Below are 14,776 nucleotides of genomic sequence, written 5' to 3' on the forward strand. Positions count from 1 at the left end.
CGCGGTGCGCGACGGACTGATCGGCATCGAGGAGCACTGGATCCACGAGGGGACCGACCGCGCGCAGCGTGCGCTGCCGCCGGACCGGCGCGACGACAGCCTGCTCCTCAACGACCACGGCGACGTCGCGCAGCAGCTCGCCGACACCGGCGGCGGGCGACTCGCGGCGATGGACGCGCAGGGGGTCGACGTGCAGGTCCTGTCGCTCGCCCCGCCCGGGGCGCAGGGCCTCGACGCCGCTGATGCCGTCGTGCTGAGCCGGGATGCGAACGACCAGGTCGCGGCCACCGTCGCGGCGTCACCGGGTCGGTTCCGCGCCTTCGCCACCCTGCCGCTCGCCGATCCGCGCGCAGCCGCCGTCGAACTCGAGCGTGCCGCGGGCCTCGGCCTGGTCGGGGTGATGCTGCACGGGCGGACCGGTGACGTGCTCATCGACGACCCGCGGTACGACGAGCTCTGGACGGTCGCCGAGCGCCTCGGTCAGCCGGTGTTCATCCACCCGCAGATCCCGCCGCGCACCGTCCGGGATGTGTCCTACTCGGGCCTCGGCGACCTGCCCGACCTCGCGATGGCGACCTTCGCGTGGGGCTGGCACCTCGAGGCGGGGACGGCTGCGCTCCGGCTCATGGCCCGCGGTGTGCTCGACCGGCACCCGGCGCTCCAGCTGGTGCTCGGACACTGGGGCGAGCTGCTGCTCTTCTGGCACGACCGGGCGGACGGGTTGGCTCGCGCCGCGGGGACGGAGCGCTCGATCACGGAGTACCTGCGCGAGAACGTCTGGATCACGGCGTCGGGCATGCTCGACCCGGCGATGCTCCGGCACGCACTGAGTGTGACGAGCCCGGATCGTCTGTTGTTCTCGACCGACCACCCGTTCCAGCGGCCGAGCGCCGCGGACATCGACCGGTTCCTCGCGGAGTTCGTGGACCCGGGGGACCGGGCGGCCTTCGCGTCCGGCAACGCCCGTCGACTGTTCGGGATCACCGACTGACGGAGCCGCGGTCCCTCAGCCGCGGTCCGGCCGTGGCCCGTCCGCCGCGAGGTCGGTCATGCCGCTCAGCCGCCGACCGACGCGCCCGCGCGGGAGACCCGGTGGCGCGCGGCCGGGTGCCGTTCGGGCAGCCGGGAGGACCCGCCGCCCTGCACACGCTGCCGCAGGGTCTCGCCGTCGGTGTACCGCTCGGGCAGCCGTCCGCGCTCCCGGAGCAGCGGGGTGACGTACGTCCCGAAGTCCCGGACGGTGTCGAACGAGTGGTACTGCCGGAGGTTGATGCCGTCGATCCCGTCGTCGTCGAGCCACCCCCCGATCTGGTCCGCCACCGCCTCGGGCACGCCGGCCGCCCAGAACGCACCGTGCCAGGCCTCGTCCACCCGGTCGAGCAGCTCGCCGACGGTGCTGTCGAGCGCGATCCGCCCCACGAGCCGCTCGCCGCCCTCGACCCCCTCGGCCTCGAGCGCATCGCGAACGGTACGGTTCCGCGGGTGCCGCAGGGCGTCGAAGGGCACGCTGCCGTGGACGAGCGGCCCCTCCTCGCTCCGGAACGCCCGGTACTGCGCCACCTTGTCCTCGACCTCGCGCTGGGTCGGGGCCGTGATGACCGCGGCCTGGGTGACGAACTTGACGTCACCGCGCTCGCGTCCGGCGGCCTCCGCGGCGTCCCGGACGGCGTCGGCGGTGCGCTGGACACCGTGTCCGCCCGTGAAGACGACCTCTGCGTGGGCGCCGGCGCGCTGGATCCCGGCTGGCGAGCCCGTCGCGAGGAACAGGGTCGGCGTGCGCTGGGTCGACGGCTCAGACAGGTGCGGTCCGGCGACGCTGAAGTGCGTCCCGACGTGGTCGATCGAGTGCACCTTGTCCGGGTCCGTGTACACCCCGTGCTCGGCGTCGCGCAGGACCGCGTCGTCCTCCCACGACCCCTCCCACAGCTGGTAGAGGACGTCGAGGTACTCGTCGGCGATCTCGTACCGGGTGTCGTGCGGGATCTCCTCGGCGAGCCCGAAGTTCCGTGCGGCGTTCGGGAGGTAGCTCGTCACCACGTTCCACCCGACCCGGCCGTTCGTCAGGTGGTCGAGCGTCGACATGCGGCGGGCGAACGCGAACGGCGGCTCGTAGCTGGTCGAGAACGTGATCCCGAAGCCGAGGTGCTCGGTGACCGCGGCCATCGCCGGGACGACGAGCATCGGGTCGTTGTTCGGGATCTGGAGTCCCTCGCGCAGCGCCGGCGCCGTGGACCCCTGGTACACGTCGTAGGCGCCGAGCACGTCGGCGATGAAGACTGCGTCGAACTGCCCGGCCTCCGCGGTGCGTGCGAGCTCCGTCCAGTACCGGATGTCCGTGTAGCGGTGGCGTTGGTTGCCGGGCAGTCGCCACAGGCCGTGCGTGATGTGTCCCACGCAGTTCATCTCGAACACGTTGAGCAGGAGTCGCTTGGGCATGGTCCGAGGCTAGGCAGTGTCCGACCAGGACCAGCCCTGCGTGACCCCAGGTTGCGACGGAGGTCGCGGAAGGCACCTGCGGACGTCGCACGACGACACGTGTCGGCCCCTCCGTGACGTCGGGAGACGGTGCGTTGCCCGGTGTTGCCGAGCGGTCGCGCTCGCCGCGGAGCCGGCCCTAGCGTCCCCTGTCATGACCCGCTCCCACTCACTGCGGACCGTCGCGGCGGCCCTCTCGACCGTCGCCCTGGTCGTGCTGCTCGCCGGGTGCAGCGGCGCGTCGTCGGCGTCGTCGCGGTCCGACGGGCCGGTCCGCGGCGGCACCCTCGTGTACGCCACCGACCGCGAGCCCACCTGTCTCGACCCGCACAACTCGGGTGACATGCCGCAGACCTACATCGCCCGCCAGTACCTCGACTCGCTCGTGTCCCTGCAACGCGACGGCAGCGTCAAGCCGTGGCTCGCGACCTCGTGGGACATCTCGCCCGACGGGAAGCAGTACGACTTCACGCTGAAGCAGGGCGTCCGGTTCACCGACGGCACCCCGTTCGACGCGCAGGCGGTGGTGGACAACTTCACCCAGATCCTCGACCCCGCGACGCAGTCGAGCACCGACCTGCTCTACCTGACCGGGTACTTCGACAAGGCCACCGTCGTCAGCGACCACGTCGTGCGGATCTCGCTGCAGCGGCCGTACTCGCCGCTGCTCGCCGCGCTGTCGCAGGCGTTCTTCGGGATGGAGTCGCCGAAGGCCATGGCGCGGGGGCTCGCGGCGAACTGCGAGTCCCCGGTCGGGACCGGCCCGTTCGAGGTCGTGCGGTGGAACCACGAGCGGGACGTCGAGCTCGTGCGCAACGACGAGTACAACAGCGCACCGGAGGACGCGGAGCACCAGGGCCCGGCGTACCTCGACGGCATCACGTGGAAGTTCCTGAAGGACAACACGACCCGGTACGGCGCGCTGAGCTCCGGCGAGGCCGACGTCATCTTCAACGTCCCGCCCGAGAGCGAGGGGCTCGCGAAGGCCGACCCGTCGATCTCGCTGCAGTCGTTCGTGCACTCCGGCTCGCCGTTCAGCCTCGACCTCAACACGAAGAGCCCGGTGTTCAGCGACATCCGCGTCCGGAAGGCGTTCGTGCACGCGTCGGACGCGAAGGAAGCGGTGGAGAGCGCGTACAACGGCGTCTTCCCCTACGAGGGCAACAACGTCAGCTCCGGCACGCCGCACTACGACGCGGCGTACCACGAGCCGTTCCCGTACGACCCGACCGAGGCCGAGCGGCTCCTCGCCGAGTCGGGCTGGACCGGTCGCGACACCGACGGGTACCGCACGAAGGACGGCGAGACACTCACGGTCGAGCTGCCGTACAACGCCGATTCGGCCGAGACCCCGCCCGCCGACCTGACGATCCTGCAGGACATCCAGGCGATGGAGAAGCGCGTCGGCATCAAGGTCGTGCTACAGGCCCTCGACTCGTCGAGCATGAACGCGGTCTGGGGCAACCCGAAGGCGTACGACCTGCTCGGGAACTACTGGAACAGCCCGACGCCGCACGTCATGTACATCAAGTACTCGAAGGCGACCTACGACGTCGACAACGGGCAGAACTCCGCGTTCGCGTACGACGACGAGCTCGACCGGCTGCTCATCGCCGGGACCGCGACGACCGACCCGGCCGCGCAGCAGCGGGCCTACTCGAAGGCGCAGGCACTGCTGTCGTCGAAGGCGTGGACGCTGCCGCTCTACCCGATCCAGACCCGACTCGGCATATCCGACCGCGTCCGCGGGGTCTGGATCGAACCCAGCGAGGGCGAACCCGTCCTCGCCGACGCCTACCTCACCGACGGAGGCAAGCGATGACCGGCTGGCCAGTCCGCATCGCCCGGCGCATCGCCGAGGCCGTGCTGCTGCTGCTCGCCGTGGGCACGATCGTGTTCTTCCTCGAGCACGCCGTCCCCGGCGACCCCGCGGTGGCGATCCTCGGCGGCGCGGCCGCCCACCCCACGAAGGAGGCGGTCGCCGCGGTCACCGCGCAGTACGGCTTCGACCGTCCGCTCCTCGTGCAGTACGGCGACTTCCTCGCCGGCCTCCTCCGACTCGACTTCGGCGAGTCCTACACGCTGAAGCAGTCGGTGACGAGCGTCATCGCCGGGCAGATCGGACCGACGCTCGCGCTGACCGTCGCCGCACTCGTGCTCGCCTGGGTGCTGTCGATCGCCTCGACCCTGCTCACCGCGGGGCGCTCCGGGGTGTGGGGGCGGATCGGCTCGGTCGTCGAGACCGTCGCCGCCGGACTGCCCCAGTTCTGGCTCGGACTCGTGCTGCTGCTCGTGTTCGCGGTGCAGCTGCACTGGTTCCCGGTGATCGGCTCCGGTCCGCTCGGCATCGTCCTGCCGGCGCTGACCCTCGCGATCCCGCTCGCCGGCTTCCTCGGCCAGGTCACCCGCGACGAGTTCGAGGAGAAGCAGCAGGAACCGTTCGTGCTCTCGGCCCGGTCACGCGGACTGTCGGAGGGGGCCGTCCGGTCCCGCTTCGTCCTCCGGCACGCCGCGCTGCCGGGCATCACCCTCTCCGGCTGGGGCCTCGGCTCCCTCGTGTCCGGAGCCGTCATCGCCGAGGTCGTCTTCGCCCGCCAGGGCATCGGACAGGTCCTCGTCACCGCCGTGAGCGCGCAGGACCTGCCGCTCGTCATCGGCATCACGTTCGTCGTCGCACTCGTGTACGTCGTCGCGAACGTCCTCACCGACATCGCCTACGTCGCGGTGGACCCCCGCCTCCGCCGCTCGATCGGAGCCGCAGCATGAGCACCACGACCGTCACCGCACCACCTGCGCCAGCAGGGCCCGTCGTCACGGAGCCCGCCACCGGACCGGCCGGAGCCGACGTCCGCGAGGCGCGCCGTGCCTCCAGTCCGATCCGCAGGGTCTCCTTCTGGCTGGCGGCCGCGTTCATCGGGCTCGTCGCACTGGCGGCCGTCTGGCCGTCGCTGCTCGCGCCGCAGGACCCGCTCGCGATCGACCTCGGTGCGAGCTTCGACGCCCCGAGCGCCGCGCACGTCTTCGGGACGGACCAGTCCGGCCGCGACGTGTACTCCCGGGTCGTGCACGGCGCCGGCCAGTCGGTCTCCATCGGTGTCGGAGCGACCGCGCTCGGGCTCGCCGGGGCGCTCGTGCTCGGGGTCCTCGGCGCGCTCGGCGGCCGTGCCGTCGACGCCGTCGTCACGCGCGTGATCGAGGTGCTCTACGCGTTCCCGGGCATCCTGCTCGCGCTCATCCTCATCGCCGTGTTCGGGTCGAGCGCGGGGACGCAGATCCTCGCCGTCGGCATCGCAACGATCCCCGGCTACGCCCGGATGGTCCGGGGCCAGGTCCTCGCGGTCCGCGGTGCACCGTACGTGCAGGCCGAGCGGGCGCTCGGGCACTCGGGGGCGCACGTGCTGTTCCACACCCTGCTCCCGAACGCTTTCCGCCCCCTCACCGTGCTCGTCACGCTCGGCATCGGGCAGGCGATCGTCTGGGCCTCGGCGCTCGGCTTCCTCGGGATGGGCGTGCAGCCACCGGCTCCGGAGTGGGGCGCGATGCTCAACGCCGGCCGCAACTACCTGCAGCAGGCCTGGTGGCTCGACTTCTTCCCGGGCGTGGTGATCGTCCTCCTCGCCCTCTCGCTGACGGCCGTCGGCCGAGCGGTGCAGACCCTGACCCAGCCTGGAGGCGCGCGATGACCGGTCCTGTCGGCCCCACCCCCGGCGGTCCCACCGTCGTCTCCCCGCCCGTCGCGGCCCCACCCGTTGCGTCCGTTGCGTCCGGTGCGGCGCACGGTCCGCTCCACGACGCGTCGCTCGGCTCCACCCTCGGCTCGCCCCTGGTCGAGGTCGCCGGGCTGTCGGTCGCCTTCGGCGACCGGACGGTCGTCCGTGACGTCTCGTTCTCGCTCGAGCGCGGTCGCAGCCTCGCCCTGGTCGGTGAGTCCGGGTCCGGCAAGAGCGTGACCGCGCGGAGCCTCCTCGGACTGAACGGCACAGGAGCCCGCGTGCGAGCGTCGACCCTGGCGCTCGGCGGGCGTGACCTCACCGACCTCGACGACCGGGCCTGGCGCCGCATCCGCGGTGCGGAGGTCGGGTACGTGCTGCAGGACGCCCTCGTGTCGCTCGACCCGCTGCGTCGGGTCGGGGCCTCGGTCGCCGACGCGCTCCGCGAGCACGGGGTCCGTCCCCGGGCCGCGCGCGAGGAGCGCGTGCTCGAGCTGCTGACCCGGGTGCGGGTACCCGAGCCGGCGTTGCGTGCGCGACAGCTGCCCGCCGAGCTCTCCGGCGGGTTGCGGCAGCGTGCGCTCATCGCCGCCGCGGTCGCGCTCGACCCGGCGCTCCTCATCGCCGACGAACCGACCACCGCGCTCGACACCACCGTGCAGGCGCAGATCCTCGACCTCCTCGACGAACTCCGGTCAGGCGGGACCGGTCTGCTCGTCATCAGCCACGACCTCGGCGTCGTCGAGCAGCTCGCCGACGAGGTCCTCGTGATGCAGCACGGCGTGGTCGTCGAGCAGGGCCCGACGGAACAGGTCCTCGGCGACCCGCAGCACCCCTACACGAAGCGGTTGCTCGCGGCGATCCCCTCGCTGCACGCACCGGGCGCCCGGCTCTCGGATGCCCCGGTCGCCCCGCTCGCACCCCGGCCGCCCCGTGCGGACCGACCCGCCGTCGCACCGGGCACACCGGTCCTGTCGGTCGAGCACGTCTCGAAGACCTACCGCGGGCCCGACCGTGTCGACCGCACCGTCGTCGACGACGTGTCGTTCGAACTGCACGCGGGGGAGACGCTCGGCATCGTCGGGGAGTCCGGTTCGGGCAAGTCGACGACCGCCGCGATCGCTCTCGCGCTGACCGAGCCCACGAGCGGGCGCGTGCTGTTCGAGGGACGGGCGTGGTCCGAGCTCCGCGAGCGCGAGCGGCGCCCGCACCGACCGAGGATCGCGACCGTGTCGCAGGACCCGCTCAGCTCGTTCGACCCGCGGAAGTCCGTGCGACAGCTCGTCGAGTCGGCACTGCGTGCGGCGACCGGCACCGTCGCGACCGGTCGGGTCGAGGCGTTGCTGTGCGGCGTCGGGCTCGACCCGTCCCTCGGCGCTCGGCACCCGCGCACGCTGTCCGGCGGGCAGCGCCAGCGCGTCGCGATCGCCCGCGCACTCGCGACCGACCCCGACGTGCTCGTCCTCGACGAGGCCGTGAGCGCGCTCGACGTGTCCGTGCAGGCGCAGGTGCTCGACCTGCTCGCCGATGTGCAGCAGGCGTACGGGGTCGCCGTCCTCTTCATCTCGCACGACCTCGGCGTCATCCACCACGTCAGCGACCGGGTGCTCGTGCTCCGGCACGGGCGCGTGGTCGAGACCGGCACGGCGGAGCAGGTGTTCTCGTCGCCACGGGACCCGTACACCCGCGGGCTGCTCGACGCCGTCCCCGGGGCACGCACCCGTCGTCACCACCAGGAGGAACGATGACCACGACCACGACCACGACACCCGTCCGGGCCCGCCCGACCCTGTCCGAGCTGCTCGAACGGTTCGCACCCGTCCTCGACCGCATCGCCGCTGGTGCCGTCGAGCGCGAACGCACCAGGACGCTGCCGCACGAACCGGTGCGGTGGCTGGCCGACTCCGGCTTCACCACGGTCACGCTGCCCGTCGAGGCGGGCGGCTCCGGTGCGGCCCCGAGCGACCTCTTCGCGCTGCTCGTCCGACTCGGCGAGGCGGACTCGAACCTGCCCCAGCTGCTCCGCGCCCACTTCTCGTTCGTCGAGGAGCTCCTGCTCGACCCGAGCGTCGTCCGGCGTGCGCACTGGTTCGACCGGATCGCCGCCGGAGACGTCTTCGGCAACGCGAGCCACGAGCGGAGCAGCGCCGCGGTCGGGCGGTTGTCCACGCACCTCGTGCCGAACGGTGACGGCTGGCGGCTGCACGGGGAGAAGCACTACTCGACGGGGACGCTCTTCGCCGACTGGACCACCGTGACCGCGGAGACACCGGACGGCCACGTCGTCGGGGTCACGGTCCCGGTGGACGCCTCTGGCGTGCACGTCCGCGACGACTGGAACGCGTTCGGGCAGCGGCTCACCGGCAGCGGCACCACCCGGTTCGACGGCGTGCCCGTCGAGCTGTGGCAGCTCCGGGCCGAGCGGGACGATCGACGGACGCCACTGCCCGCGTTCCTGCAGACCGTGCTCCTCGCGTCGCTCGCGGGGGTCGGCCGGGCCACCGCACGCGACGCCGTCGCCTTCGTGCGGGGGCGGACGCGGCACTACCAGCACGGCGCCGGTCCGACCGCCGCGACCGACCCGCTCGTCCAGGGCGTGGTCGGGCGGATCGCCTCGGACGCGGTCGCCGCCGAGGCGCTCGTCCTGCACGCGGCGCGGGCGATCGACGAGGCGCACGAGGCGCTGGTCGACGGGACGGCGGACGCGGCCGAGCGGGTGGCCGCCGCCGAGCTCCGGACGATCCAGGTGCAGCAGAACGTCGTCGAACTCGTGCTCCGCGCGACGACCGCGCTGTTCGAGGTCGGGGGAGCGAGCGCCACCGACCGCGACCGGGCCCTGGACCGGCACTGGCGGAACGCCCGGACACTGTCCTCGCACAACCCGCTCGTGTTCCAACAGCGCATCATCGGCGACCACCTCGTGAACGGCGCGGAACTCCAGTACTTCTGGGCCACCGGCGAGGCCTGAAACCGCTCAGGCGCACGCGTCGGCCCGGCACGAGGTCGGGCAGGTGCCGCGTACCGAACGTCCGCGCGGTCCGTCAACCGAGCGGCAGGGCCATCTCGATCGTGCGACCGTCCTCCGGTCGCACGTCCGCCCCGAGGACGTGCAGGTCCCGAGTCCGCCCGGTGGGTCGGAACCCCCGACGGTCGTAGAAGCGGCCTGCGGGTTCTGCGTGCTCGTACACGTACAGCCGGAGCACCGACGCGCGTCCGGAGGCCCATGCGAGGACGCCGTCGAGGAGCGCGTCGGCCACGCCGTGCGTCCGGCCGCGGAACCCGGGGGTGACGTACACCCCGGTGAGCACGGGCTCGGGGCCGTCGGCGTCCCCGGTCTGCGCGCTCATCATCCCGATCCACCGCCCGGTTCGGAGTTCCGTCGCGGCGAGGCTCGTGGCGTCGGGCGCGGTGCCCCGACGGGCGCGCATCCGCCAGTCGTCCTCGGTCATCGCACGGGTGGCGTCCGGCGTCGCTCCGTACGAGATCGCGTTGTCCGTGGCGTTCTCGATGCGGAGGGCACGGACGAGCGGCCAATCGTCCTCGCGGGTGGAGCGGATCGAGTACGACGGCATGCGTCGACGCTACCGCCAGTCGGCCAGCTCCTGCTCGAGCGTCCGCCGTGCCCGAGCGAGCATCCCACGGACGGTCGACACCGGCCGACCGAGGACTGCCGCGACCTCGCCGTAGGCCAGCCCGTCGAGGTGCCGGAGCTCCCAGCACCGACGCTGCAGGGCAGGCATCGACGCGAGCACAGCCCCGACCGCTTCGACGAGCGACGACCGTTCGCACACGTGGGTCGGCGCGGTGTCGTCGGGTGCCGGCACCGAGTCGTCGAGTTCGTCGAGCGGTCGTCGGGCAGCGCGCCGGACCCGGTCGTACGCCCGACGGCGCGCGGTCGTCACGAGCCATCCGCAGATCGCGGTCGGGTCGTCGATCGTGTCGAGGTGGGTCCACGCGGCGAGGAAGGTCTCCTGCACCACGTCGTCGGCGTCCGCGGGGGAGCGCAGGACGCTCATCGCGGCGGCGTGCACGAGACGGGTGTGGCGGCGCACCATCGGTGCGAAGGTCGCCGGGTCGGCGACGGGGGCTGGCATGAGCACGGTGCGGTCCGATCCTCGGGTGGATGCGTGAGGATCGTTCGGAGAGAGGTGCTCGGCGGGCAGGCTCGACGGATACCCCAGTCGACGGGGCAGAACGGGCAGGTTCCCGCGGCGCCGACCAGGTTGATGGCCGGGAGGCGCGTGGCGGCGCCGCCACGCGCCTCCCGGCCGTCAGGTGGTCGCGCCGGGCGTGACCGCGTCCTCGACCAGGCGGATGGTCACCGTGACGAGGTCGGCTCCGCCGTCGACCCGCTGGTCGACGAGGTCGCGGACGCGTTCGCCGACGTCGCGGACCGTGTCCGGTGCGGGCCGGTCGCCCGAGACCGCGATGCCGGCGGCGATGCGCACGGTGGCGCCGTGGCGGTCGATGTCCACGAGCACGTCCGGCTCCCGGAGGGCGAGGGCGGTGGCGACGACCTCGGCCGCGGCGTGCACGATCGGTCGGGGCGGGTAGACCGCCACCACGCCGGGCACCGCGCGGATCGCGGCGGTGAGTTCACTCGACAGCGCTGCATCGTCCACGGTGGGCTCCTCAGGGCAGGACGACGTCGTCGAAGCGGACGTCGATCGACTCGATCGTGAGTTCGGTGTGGCGGGCGAGTGCGGTGGCCACGGCGTCGCGGAGGCGGTCGGCGGTCGCCTCGGCGGAGGCGCCGTAGAGGAGTCCCGCGGTCACCGCGACCCGCACGGGCGCCCCCGGCACGTCCACGTCGCCGTCGAGCTCGCAGCGTCCCATCACGACCTCGCGGAGGGCGTCGCCGGCACGCCGCACGACCCCGCGCACCGCGGCCTCGGTCATCGCGAGTCGCAGGCGCGGGTCGGGGTGCGCGATCGGTACGTCCCGTCCGGACCGGACCTCGGCGCGGATCGTGTCGAGCAGCCGGTCGATCCAGGCGGTCTCACGGCCGGCTTCGTCCTCGGCACGGCGTTGCAGCGCGCCGAAGGACAGCTCGCGGAGGCGCTGCATGTTCGCCAGGGCGAGCCGGCACCCGGGCGAGGACTCGATGGACGGGTCACGGGGTTCGCGGTCGTGGTCGAGGTAGTCGGCGAGCTCCTCGATGGTGTGCCCGTCGAGGTCGTCGTCGGGGAGCGGGAGGTCGTCGTCGGGCCTCGGGAGGTCGTGGTCGGTCATCGCCATCCCTCCATCTCGGCAGCGAGGAACCGTCGTGCTCGTGCGAGGAGTCCGCGGACGGTGGACGTGGACAGCTCGAGTTCGTCGGCGATCTGCTGGTAGCTGTACCCGGCGGTCTCGCGGAGGAGCCAGCAGCGGCGTTGGTCGGCCGGGAGCCGGTCGAGCGCCGTCAGCAGGGCGTCGAACTGCAGCCTGTTCTCGACGATACGCTCCGGGCTGCGTGCCGCGTCGGAAGGGGCCTCGACGTCGCCGAGCTCGTCGTGGTGCCGTCGGCGCCGGAGTCGGTCGAGCGCCTTCCTCGTGGTGATCTGCAGCATCCACGACCGGAAGCGCGCGGGGTCCTCGAGGTCGGACAGCTTGCGCCACCCCGTGAGGAAGGCCTCCTGCACGACGTCGTCCGACTCGATGGTCGAGCCGAGGACCTGCTCGGCGTACACGCGCATCAGGGCACCGTGCCGTCGGGCGAGCACCTCGAACGCGAGCACGTCACCGTCGGCCGCCCGGGCGACGAGTGTCGCGTCGGACCCGCGTCGGAGGGGATCGTCGTCGTTCATCCCCGCCTTCCGGTCCGTCGTGGCCCCGACCGGTCGATCGGAACTCCGAGCATGCACCACCGGACGACGACGTGCCCGGGAAGCAGCGACGACGACGGTTTCGTGACATCCGGCCCCGCGGTGACGTCTTCCTGGGGACATGCACGACGACGCCACATCCGAGGCCACCGAGCCGACCTCCACCCACGACACCGCGCCGACCGCCGCCGCACTCGATCCGCAGGCTCCCGTCCGGGACCTCTGCATGAGCGTCTTCGACCGGTGGCGCTGCGGCCGGGAGGACGGCCACGCGGGACCCCACTCCACCGGCGACGAGGCGCTGACCGCCTCGTGGAACGACACCGCGGCCGGACGCCGACTCCGCTGGCGCTGACCGCTACTGGCGTCGGGTTCTCTACCACCGGGGCAGCGTCGCTGCGCGTTCCCGACCGGGGTACACCGCGGATGCGCGCTTTCCGGTCACACCGTGTCACGGTGCGGCCGCTTTCCGAACGGTCGCTCTCCGCGGAAGCAGAACGGGGGACAAGAACGTGCTGGAACGGCCGTTGTCTGGGAAGTCGGTGGAGGATCTCAGCCCGGCGTGACTTCCGTCTGGGGTGCCCCGTCTCCTCCGTGAACAGCAACCGCTGGGAACGCCCGGCGGGACGAACGGAAGGAATCGACATGGTTGACACCACGACCCCCAACACCCGCGCCGCAGGCACCCACGCCGCTGGCTCGAACCCCTCGGGCAAGACGGTCATCGACGACACCGTGGTCGAGAAGGTCGCCGGCATCGCGGCCCGCGAGGTCAACGGCGTGCACTCGCTCGGCAAGGGCGCTGCCCGTGCGATCGGTGCGATCCGCGACGCGATCGGCCAGCGCGACTTCGGTCAGGGCGTCAAGGTCGAGGTCGGTGAGAAGCAGGTCGCCGCGGACATCGTCATCGTCGCGGAGTACCCCGTGTCGCTGCAGCAGGTCGCCGACGGTGTGCGTTCGTCGGTCTCCCGCGCGCTGACCCAGATCGTCGGCATGGAGGTCGCCGAGGTCAACGTGACCGTCCAGGACGTCTACATCCCGGGTGACGACGACAACGACGACGAGAAGAAGGAGTCCCGCGTTGAGTAACACGTTCGCAGGCGCCCTGATCGGGGCGATCCTCGCCGTCGTCGCACTCCAGTTCGGGTTCGGTGGCTTCGTGCTCGTGGTCGTGTTCGGTGCGATCGGGGCCCTCGTGGCCGCGCTCACGACCGGCAAGATCGACCGCGGCGCCCTGACCGACGTGCTGACCGGACGTCGGAGCTCCCGGTGACCGCCGGCCCGGGTGTCCCGGGCCGCGTGGAGATCTCTGCTCGTGCACTGACCTCGCTGGCGCGGGCCGTCGCAGCCGAACGGCTCGGCGCGCCCGCCCGGCGGGTCCGTGTGGAGCTCGGTGACCACGCGGGCGGCCTCGCACTGCAGGTCACCGGTCCGATCCGCACGCAGGACGACGTCGTCGGATCGGCCGCCACCGCCGCCGAACGTGTCCGTGAACGGCTCGGCGAGCTGTCCGGCCGACGCGTCGGCAGCGCCCACATCGAACTGACCGGCATCGTGCACGAGCACGAAGGCCGGGTCCGGTAGGAGGAGGAACCCGTGAGCACCACCTCGCTCGAGCGCCGCATCCAGCGGCGGAGCATCCACCGTTCCCGCTCCGGCGCCGTGTCGGTGTCCCTCATCGTCCTCGTCCTCGTGGCGGCGTGGATCGGCACCGAGTCGGTCCTGAAAGCCGTGGGCGCGGCGCCGCTGTTGGCGGACCCGCAGACGGTCGTCGACGCCGCACTCAAGCCCGACGCCGCGTTCACCACGATCGTCGAGGTCGTCGCGGTCGTCCTCGTGGTCCTCGGGATCGTGCTGATCGTCCTGGCCCTCAAGCCCGGCCGGCAGCCGCGGTCGGCCGTGGCGCACGAGCGCGGTGCCGTGGTGATCGACACCGCGATCCTCGCCTCGACGGCCGCGAACGCCGCGGCCCTCGCGGCAGGCCTCCCCGAGGGCAACGCGAAGGCCTCGGCCCATGGACGTTCGTCCGAGGTCCGGCTGGTCCCGCTCTCGGGTGTGCCCGTCGACGAGGCCTCGGTCCGGTCCGCGGTCGAGGAACGGCTCGGTCGTCTCGATGACCGGTTCGGCAAGCGTGTGAAGGTCCGTGTGGAGGAGAGGGGAACGTTGGCATGACCAAGAGCAACCGCACCCTGAACCGCATCATCCTGCTGGTCCTCGGCCTGGCCGCCGTCCTCGTCGGCCTCACCATCGGCGCCGGTGTCCTGCCCGCCGTCCGCGACGCCCTCAAGCCCTACCTCACGTTCCCCACCAGCCTCACCGTGCCGGCGGCGTCGCTGTGGATCGTCGCCGCGGCGTGCGTCGTGGTGATCGTGCTGGCACTGCTGTGGGTGTTCACCCGCGGCCGCGGCGGCACCAGCGTCGCCGTCCGCGAACGCAGCGGTGAGGACCAGGTCACCATCAACGTCGCGCTCGTGCGGGACGTCATCGACCACGAACTCGCCGGCGTCCGCGACGTCGTCGGCTCGAAGGTCGACACGTACCTGGTCAAGCGGCAGCGCGCCGCCCGGATCCGGGTGAACGTGCGCCGCGGCGGCGACGCGGTGACGGTCCTCGACGCCGTCGACCACGCCATCGGCGTGCTGGACCGCACCCTCGGCCGCCAGGTCCCGATCCTGGTCCACCTCACCGGCGGCACCCGCGCCGCCCTGGCCAAACCCACCCGCGTGCAGTAGACCGCACCACCCACCCACCACACCAGACCCCGGGAGACGACCCCCGCCTCCCGGC

General features: G+C 72.5%; 18 protein-coding genes. 12 read left to right on the forward strand and 6 right to left on the reverse strand.

Annotation, left to right across the window (positions count from 1 at the left end; all coding sequences use genetic code 11):
- Positions 1–4 precede the first annotated feature (4 nt).
- The gene (locus QPJ90_RS07945; RefSeq protein WP_290133881.1) at positions 5–991 is read left to right on the forward strand and encodes an amidohydrolase family protein; all 987 of its coding nucleotides are present in this window, start codon (positions 5–7) and stop codon (positions 989–991) included.
- 65 nt (positions 992–1,056) lie between these two features.
- Here QPJ90_RS07945 and QPJ90_RS07950 read toward each other — a convergent pair whose 3' ends face one another.
- Positions 1,057–2,436 carry an NtaA/DmoA family FMN-dependent monooxygenase gene (locus QPJ90_RS07950; protein WP_290133882.1) on the reverse strand — a complete coding sequence of 460 codons (1,380 nt, stop codon included), beginning with the start codon at positions 2,434–2,436 and terminating at the stop codon, positions 1,057–1,059.
- A 193-nt stretch (positions 2,437–2,629) separates the two neighbouring features.
- Between QPJ90_RS07950 and QPJ90_RS07955 the strand changes: the two genes are divergently transcribed.
- From QPJ90_RS07955 to QPJ90_RS07975, 5 genes are read left to right on the forward strand one after another with little or no spacing between them, the layout of a single operon-like run.
- Complete coding sequence (locus QPJ90_RS07955; protein ID WP_290133883.1) at positions 2,630–4,297, forward strand: ABC transporter substrate-binding protein; 1,668 nt, start codon at positions 2,630–2,632, stop codon at positions 4,295–4,297.
- Positions 4,294–5,241: an ABC transporter permease gene (locus tag QPJ90_RS07960; protein WP_290133884.1), complete on the forward strand. Its 948-nt coding sequence runs from the start codon at positions 4,294–4,296 to the stop codon at positions 5,239–5,241. The genes QPJ90_RS07955 and QPJ90_RS07960 overlap by 4 nt, the downstream gene beginning before the upstream one ends.
- Entirely contained in the window at positions 5,238–6,158 is a 921-nt protein-coding gene (locus QPJ90_RS07965; protein ID WP_290133885.1) for an ABC transporter permease, read from the forward strand. The genes QPJ90_RS07960 and QPJ90_RS07965 overlap by 4 nt, the downstream gene beginning before the upstream one ends.
- On the forward strand, positions 6,155–7,933 hold the full coding sequence (locus QPJ90_RS07970) for an ABC transporter ATP-binding protein (RefSeq protein ID WP_290133886.1): 1,779 nt from the start codon (positions 6,155–6,157) through the stop codon (positions 7,931–7,933). Before QPJ90_RS07965 ends, QPJ90_RS07970 begins: the two co-directional genes overlap by 4 nt.
- Entirely contained in the window at positions 7,930–9,153 is a 1,224-nt protein-coding gene (locus QPJ90_RS07975) for an acyl-CoA dehydrogenase family protein (RefSeq protein WP_290133887.1), read from the forward strand. Before QPJ90_RS07970 ends, QPJ90_RS07975 begins: the two co-directional genes overlap by 4 nt.
- A gap of 73 nt (positions 9,154–9,226) precedes the next feature.
- Here QPJ90_RS07975 and QPJ90_RS07980 read toward each other — a convergent pair whose 3' ends face one another.
- The 5 genes from QPJ90_RS07980 to QPJ90_RS08000 all read right to left on the reverse strand — a co-directional run bounded on the left by QPJ90_RS07980 (position 9,227) and on the right by QPJ90_RS08000 (position 11,971).
- On the reverse strand, positions 9,227–9,757 hold the full coding sequence (locus QPJ90_RS07980; RefSeq protein ID WP_290133888.1) for a GNAT family N-acetyltransferase: 531 nt from the start codon (positions 9,755–9,757) through the stop codon (positions 9,227–9,229).
- 9 nt (positions 9,758–9,766) lie between these two features.
- On the reverse strand, positions 9,767–10,279 hold the full coding sequence (locus QPJ90_RS07985; RefSeq protein WP_290133889.1) for a sigma-70 family RNA polymerase sigma factor: 513 nt from the start codon (positions 10,277–10,279) through the stop codon (positions 9,767–9,769).
- 177 nt (positions 10,280–10,456) lie between these two features.
- A complete protein-coding gene (locus tag QPJ90_RS07990) occupies positions 10,457–10,807 on the reverse strand; it encodes a hypothetical protein (protein ID WP_290133890.1) in 351 nt (116 codons plus the stop codon).
- A gap of 10 nt (positions 10,808–10,817) precedes the next feature.
- Positions 10,818–11,417 (reverse strand): hypothetical protein, encoded by a 600-nt coding sequence (locus QPJ90_RS07995; protein ID WP_290133891.1) that lies wholly within the window; start codon positions 11,415–11,417, stop codon positions 10,818–10,820.
- Positions 11,414–11,971: a sigma-70 family RNA polymerase sigma factor gene (locus QPJ90_RS08000; RefSeq protein WP_290133892.1), complete on the reverse strand. Its 558-nt coding sequence runs from the start codon at positions 11,969–11,971 to the stop codon at positions 11,414–11,416. The genes QPJ90_RS07995 and QPJ90_RS08000 overlap by 4 nt, the downstream gene beginning before the upstream one ends.
- Before the next feature lie 139 nt (positions 11,972–12,110).
- Here QPJ90_RS08000 and QPJ90_RS08005 point away from each other — a divergent pair, with 139 nt between their 5' ends.
- The 6 genes from QPJ90_RS08005 (at position 12,111) to QPJ90_RS08030 (ending at position 14,721) form a co-directional block, all read left to right on the forward strand.
- Positions 12,111–12,344: a hypothetical protein gene (locus tag QPJ90_RS08005; protein ID WP_290133893.1), complete on the forward strand. Its 234-nt coding sequence runs from the start codon at positions 12,111–12,113 to the stop codon at positions 12,342–12,344.
- 290 nt (positions 12,345–12,634) lie between these two features.
- Positions 12,635–13,078 (forward strand): Asp23/Gls24 family envelope stress response protein, encoded by a 444-nt coding sequence (locus tag QPJ90_RS08010; protein WP_290133894.1) that lies wholly within the window; start codon positions 12,635–12,637, stop codon positions 13,076–13,078.
- Entirely contained in the window at positions 13,071–13,262 is a 192-nt protein-coding gene (locus QPJ90_RS08015; protein WP_290133895.1) for a hypothetical protein, read from the forward strand. The genes QPJ90_RS08010 and QPJ90_RS08015 overlap by 8 nt, the downstream gene beginning before the upstream one ends.
- Entirely contained in the window at positions 13,259–13,573 is a 315-nt protein-coding gene (locus QPJ90_RS08020) for a hypothetical protein (protein ID WP_290133896.1), read from the forward strand. The genes QPJ90_RS08015 and QPJ90_RS08020 overlap by 4 nt, the downstream gene beginning before the upstream one ends.
- A 12-nt stretch (positions 13,574–13,585) precedes the next feature.
- A complete protein-coding gene (locus QPJ90_RS08025) occupies positions 13,586–14,161 on the forward strand; it encodes a DUF6286 domain-containing protein (protein WP_290133897.1) in 576 nt (191 codons plus the stop codon).
- Entirely contained in the window at positions 14,158–14,721 is a 564-nt protein-coding gene (locus tag QPJ90_RS08030; protein ID WP_290133898.1) for a hypothetical protein, read from the forward strand. The genes QPJ90_RS08025 and QPJ90_RS08030 overlap by 4 nt, the downstream gene beginning before the upstream one ends.
- Positions 14,722–14,776: the final 55 nt, after the last annotated feature.

The sequence above is a fragment of the Curtobacterium sp. 458 genome, assembly GCF_030406605.1.
Lineage (GTDB): Bacteria > Actinomycetota > Actinomycetes > Actinomycetales > Microbacteriaceae > Curtobacterium.

Coding starts and splice junctions, on each gene's coding strand:
- QPJ90_RS07965 (WP_290133885.1), top strand. CDS start 5,238: ATGAGCACCACGACCGTCACCGCACCACCTGCGCCAGCAGGGCCCGTC.
- QPJ90_RS07985 (WP_290133889.1), bottom strand. CDS start 10,279: ATGCCAGCCCCCGTCGCCGACCCGGCGACCTTCGCACCGATGGTGCGC.
- QPJ90_RS07980 (WP_290133888.1), bottom strand. CDS start 9,757: ATGCCGTCGTACTCGATCCGCTCCACCCGCGAGGACGATTGGCCGCTC.
- QPJ90_RS07970 (WP_290133886.1), top strand. CDS start 6,155: ATGACCGGTCCTGTCGGCCCCACCCCCGGCGGTCCCACCGTCGTCTCC.
- QPJ90_RS08010 (WP_290133894.1), top strand. CDS start 12,635: ATGGTTGACACCACGACCCCCAACACCCGCGCCGCAGGCACCCACGCC.
- QPJ90_RS07955 (WP_290133883.1), top strand. CDS start 2,630: ATGACCCGCTCCCACTCACTGCGGACCGTCGCGGCGGCCCTCTCGACC.
- QPJ90_RS07950 (WP_290133882.1), bottom strand. CDS start 2,436: ATGCCCAAGCGACTCCTGCTCAACGTGTTCGAGATGAACTGCGTGGGA.
- QPJ90_RS07960 (WP_290133884.1), top strand. CDS start 4,294: ATGACCGGCTGGCCAGTCCGCATCGCCCGGCGCATCGCCGAGGCCGTG.
- QPJ90_RS08000 (WP_290133892.1), bottom strand. CDS start 11,971: ATGAACGACGACGATCCCCTCCGACGCGGGTCCGACGCGACACTCGTC.
- QPJ90_RS08030 (WP_290133898.1), top strand. CDS start 14,158: ATGACCAAGAGCAACCGCACCCTGAACCGCATCATCCTGCTGGTCCTC.
- QPJ90_RS07975 (WP_290133887.1), top strand. CDS start 7,930: ATGACCACGACCACGACCACGACACCCGTCCGGGCCCGCCCGACCCTG.
- QPJ90_RS08005 (WP_290133893.1), top strand. CDS start 12,111: ATGCACGACGACGCCACATCCGAGGCCACCGAGCCGACCTCCACCCAC.
- QPJ90_RS07995 (WP_290133891.1), bottom strand. CDS start 11,417: ATGACCGACCACGACCTCCCGAGGCCCGACGACGACCTCCCGCTCCCC.